At 33.0% G+C, this 3,389-nt stretch carries 4 protein-coding genes; all 4 read left to right on the forward strand.

Going from position 1 to position 3,389, the window contains the following annotated elements; genetic code table 11:
• The first annotated feature begins 184 nt into the window (after positions 1-184).
• The 4 genes from ACN4EE_RS22505 to ACN4EE_RS22520 all read left to right on the forward strand — a co-directional run bounded on the left by ACN4EE_RS22505 (position 185) and on the right by ACN4EE_RS22520 (position 3,190).
• A complete protein-coding gene (locus ACN4EE_RS22505) occupies positions 185-1,357 on the forward strand; it encodes an FkbM family methyltransferase (protein WP_431708754.1) in 1,173 nt (390 codons plus the stop codon).
• A gap of 4 nt (positions 1,358-1,361) precedes the next feature.
• On the forward strand, positions 1,362-1,589 hold the full coding sequence (locus ACN4EE_RS22510; protein WP_431708755.1) for an element excision factor XisI family protein: 228 nt from the start codon (positions 1,362-1,364) through the stop codon (positions 1,587-1,589).
• Entirely contained in the window at positions 1,586-2,332 is a 747-nt protein-coding gene (locus tag ACN4EE_RS22515) for an FkbM family methyltransferase (protein WP_431708756.1), read from the forward strand. Before ACN4EE_RS22510 ends, ACN4EE_RS22515 begins: the two co-directional genes overlap by 4 nt.
• Before the next feature lie 69 nt (positions 2,333-2,401).
• The gene (locus tag ACN4EE_RS22520) at positions 2,402-3,190 is read left to right on the forward strand and encodes a cephalosporin hydroxylase family protein (protein ID WP_431708757.1); all 789 of its coding nucleotides are present in this window, start codon (positions 2,402-2,404) and stop codon (positions 3,188-3,190) included.
• Positions 3,191-3,389: the final 199 nt, after the last annotated feature.

Consider the following 3,389-nt stretch of genomic DNA (forward strand, 5'->3'; position numbering starts at 1 on the left):
TATTCTCTATTAGAAAAAACTAAAGGTAGTGTATTTCATTTTTATCATTATTACCCTGAAGATTTCCTGTTAAAAGAGTGGTGTAAAAGTCTTAATCATTATTGTTCGTAGTTGGGCTTTAGCCCTACTCAAACCTTCATCACCTTGACCATAATTCTCCCATTATTAATCAACAGAAAAAACCATGTTCTCAAAATTATTTACTAAGTCACCTAATGCTGAAGAATCACAGCAATTGTTAAAATTAATTGCTACTGAAAAATGTAAATTTACTCCCCGTCAAGTTGATAAACCTCTTGTTTTATATGGTGCAGGTAATCTGGGTCAAATGGCTAAAGAATATTGTGATTTACTGAAAATTCCTATAGAATTTGTGGTAGATTCTCAAGCAGAAACCATTGAGAAACAAGGATTTTGGCAAGGGGTAAAAGTTGTTCATCCTCAAACTATTTCTTCTACTATGAAAAACAGTACATTATTAGCTGTTTGCGTAGTCACAAGCCCTTATACTGAACTAGAGACTAATTTAAAACAAAATGGCTGGAGTGATATTGTTCCCTTTTATGATATTACTGAATTTTATTGCGATCGCCATCCTTTAAGTAATGGGTGGTTTGCACCTCCTTTCACTGAAGAAGATATAGAAAAAACCAATCAAGTTTTAAATCTATGGGAAGATAATATTTCCAGAGGGCATCATCTTCAATTTTTAGCATGGCGTAGATTACGCACTGAGTGGTATTTTAAAAATGCACCCGTAACTACTCATGACCGTTTTTTTATACCTGAAATCCTTTCTGTAATTCATGATCAAGAAAGTTTCCTTGATGTAGGATCACATACAGGAAGTGTGACAAAGCGTTTTTATGAAATAGTCAAGGGAAAATTTAAAGCAATTTGGGCGATCGAACCTGATATAATTAATTTATCGAATTTAAAGACTACAATATCGCAATTTCCCGCTCAAGACCGAGATAAAATTCATATTCTGAATCAAGTTGTAGGGAGTACATCATCAGAGTGTAATTTTTATCAAGGTTTAGGGTACACTTCACAATGTAGCCCTTTAGGAGAAATTGTTTTACACAAACAGACCATTGATGAACTTAATCTATCACCAACATTCATCAAATTACATCTTGAAGGTTGGGAATTAGATACACTCAAAGGAGCAAAAAAGACCATTGAACAAAATCGCCCGATTATTGTTGCTACTTCCTATCACAACTTGCAAGGAATTTGGGAATTACCCCAATGGTTAATGACCCAACTTCTTGATTATAAATTTTATATGAGAGTGCATAGTTGGTGTGGAACAGGAGCGGTAATTTATTGTATTCCTTGCGAAAGGAGATAGTTTTATGGAAAGAGTAAATTATGCTCAATTAATCGAAGATATTTTAACTAGACACTCAGTTAATGATATTAATAATGGAATAGAAATACAATTAATTTTTGATCAAAAACGTCACCATTATCAAGTTTTAAATATTGGTTGGCAAGATCAAAAAAGAATTTATGGAGTGATTATTCATGTGGACTTAAAAGGTGATAAAATTTGGATTCAAAGGGATGGTACAGAAAAATGATAAAAAAATCATTTGAACGTAGCAACGATTTAATTATAGATCTAGGAATGAACAACGGTGATGACACAGATTACTACTTAAAAAAAGGCTATAGAGTAGTAGCTATAGAAGCAAATCCTATACTTTGCGAACAAGCAAATAAAAGATTTGATACTGCTTTAAAAAAAGAAACGCTCATAATTTTAAATGTAGCCATCTGGACTGGGTATGATAAAAAAACATTTTTTATCAACCTCAATAATAATCATTGGAGTAGTCTTGATAAAACATGGGCAGAAAGAAATAATAGCTCTTGTATGCCTATAGAAATAGAAACAATCCCGGTTAATCATCTATTTGATAAATTCGGAACTCCATTATATTTAAAGATTGATATTGAAGGGGCAGATGGATTAGTGCTTTCACAGCTAGAAAAATGTAATCATCTTCCCTTTTATCTTAGCCTTGAAGATTGTCGTTTTGGTTATGAATATATGAGTTCATTGGTAAAATTAGGATATCAAACTTTTCAAATTCTTGACCAATCGCAAGTACCCAAAATGCAAGATAATGAAATAGGGCATTATTTTCCAGTAGGATCTTCAGGCCCGTTTGGTGAATATTTACAGGGAGAATGGCTTGATTATCAGACTATGGTGGAAAAGTATTCTCAAGAAGTTCGAGATCGTCAGAATAATCGTTTAGCTCCTAGAACTCATTGGTGGGATATTCACTGTAGAGGTCCATTAATTTCTGATATTTAATAGATTGCCAACATATTAATTGGACTCCATATTAATTAATCTAATCATTAACCTATTTCAACTATTCATATGAATGAGCAACACATAAATAATAATCTTGAAATATCTGATAATTTCAAAAAATTAACAAGTGAATGGCTTGTTAATGCTATTGAGAACAGATATGCACATGGATTTACTTGGTTAGCCAGACCAATTATTCAAGTTCCCCAAGACATTTACGCCATACAGGAGATTATCTGGAATGTTCAACCTGATCTGATTATTGAAACAGGGATAGCTCATGGTGGTTCTTTAATTTTAAGTGCTTCAATATTAGCACTTTTGGATTATTGCGAAGCCATCAAAACAGGTTCAGATACTTTATCCTTAAAATCTCAAAGACTGGTTTTAGGTATAGATATTGATATTCGAGAACATAACCGTAAAGCTATTGAAGCTCATCCTTTATGTCATTTAATTGAAATGATTGAAGGTTCATCTATTTCTCCTGATGTGATTGAACAGGTTAAATCTCGCTCTCAAAAGTTCAACCGAATATTAGTTTTTTTAGATAGTAACCATACTCATGATCATGTACTGGCTGAATTAGAAGCTTATGCGCCTTTAGTATCGGAGGGGAGCTATTGTGTGGTTTGGGATACTGGTGTAGAGGATCTTCCTGATGGTTTTGTTACTGATCGTCCTTGGGGTAAAGGTAATAATCCTAAAACGGCTGTTTTTGAGTATTTAGAGATTTTAAAAACAAATGGTCGTCAGGCAGCTGATGGAAAACTTTTGCAATTTGAGATTGATAAATTTATTGAGCATAAAATTGTGATTACTGCTTCTCCTGATGGTTTTTTGCGCCGAATTTAAGTTGGTGGTTGGTGATTTGGGATTTAATTGTTATTTATTGGTTATTGCTCAACTTTTATAAAGGGATCGCCACGTCAAAACCAACATCAAAGAGTGCGATCGTCATGTTAAAACAACCTGAGCTATACTTTCAGAAAAAATGAAATTAAATGCTTCTATTAGGGAAGATAAATCTTCTAAAATATAATATCTAATATTC

Source organism: Geminocystis sp. CENA526 (assembly GCF_050753365.1).
Classification (GTDB): Bacteria; Cyanobacteriota; Cyanobacteriia; order Cyanobacteriales; family Cyanobacteriaceae; genus Geminocystis.

Excerpts from the sequence above, each read along its gene's own strand:
- ACN4EE_RS22505 (WP_431708754.1), top strand. The coding sequence starts at position 185 with ATGTTCTCAAAATTATTTACTAAGTCACCTAATGCTGAAGAATCACAG.
- ACN4EE_RS22510 (WP_431708755.1), top strand. The coding sequence starts at position 1,362 with ATGGAAAGAGTAAATTATGCTCAATTAATCGAAGATATTTTAACTAGA.
- ACN4EE_RS22515 (WP_431708756.1), top strand. The coding sequence starts at position 1,586 with ATGATAAAAAAATCATTTGAACGTAGCAACGATTTAATTATAGATCTA.
- ACN4EE_RS22520 (WP_431708757.1), top strand. The coding sequence starts at position 2,402 with ATGAATGAGCAACACATAAATAATAATCTTGAAATATCTGATAATTTC.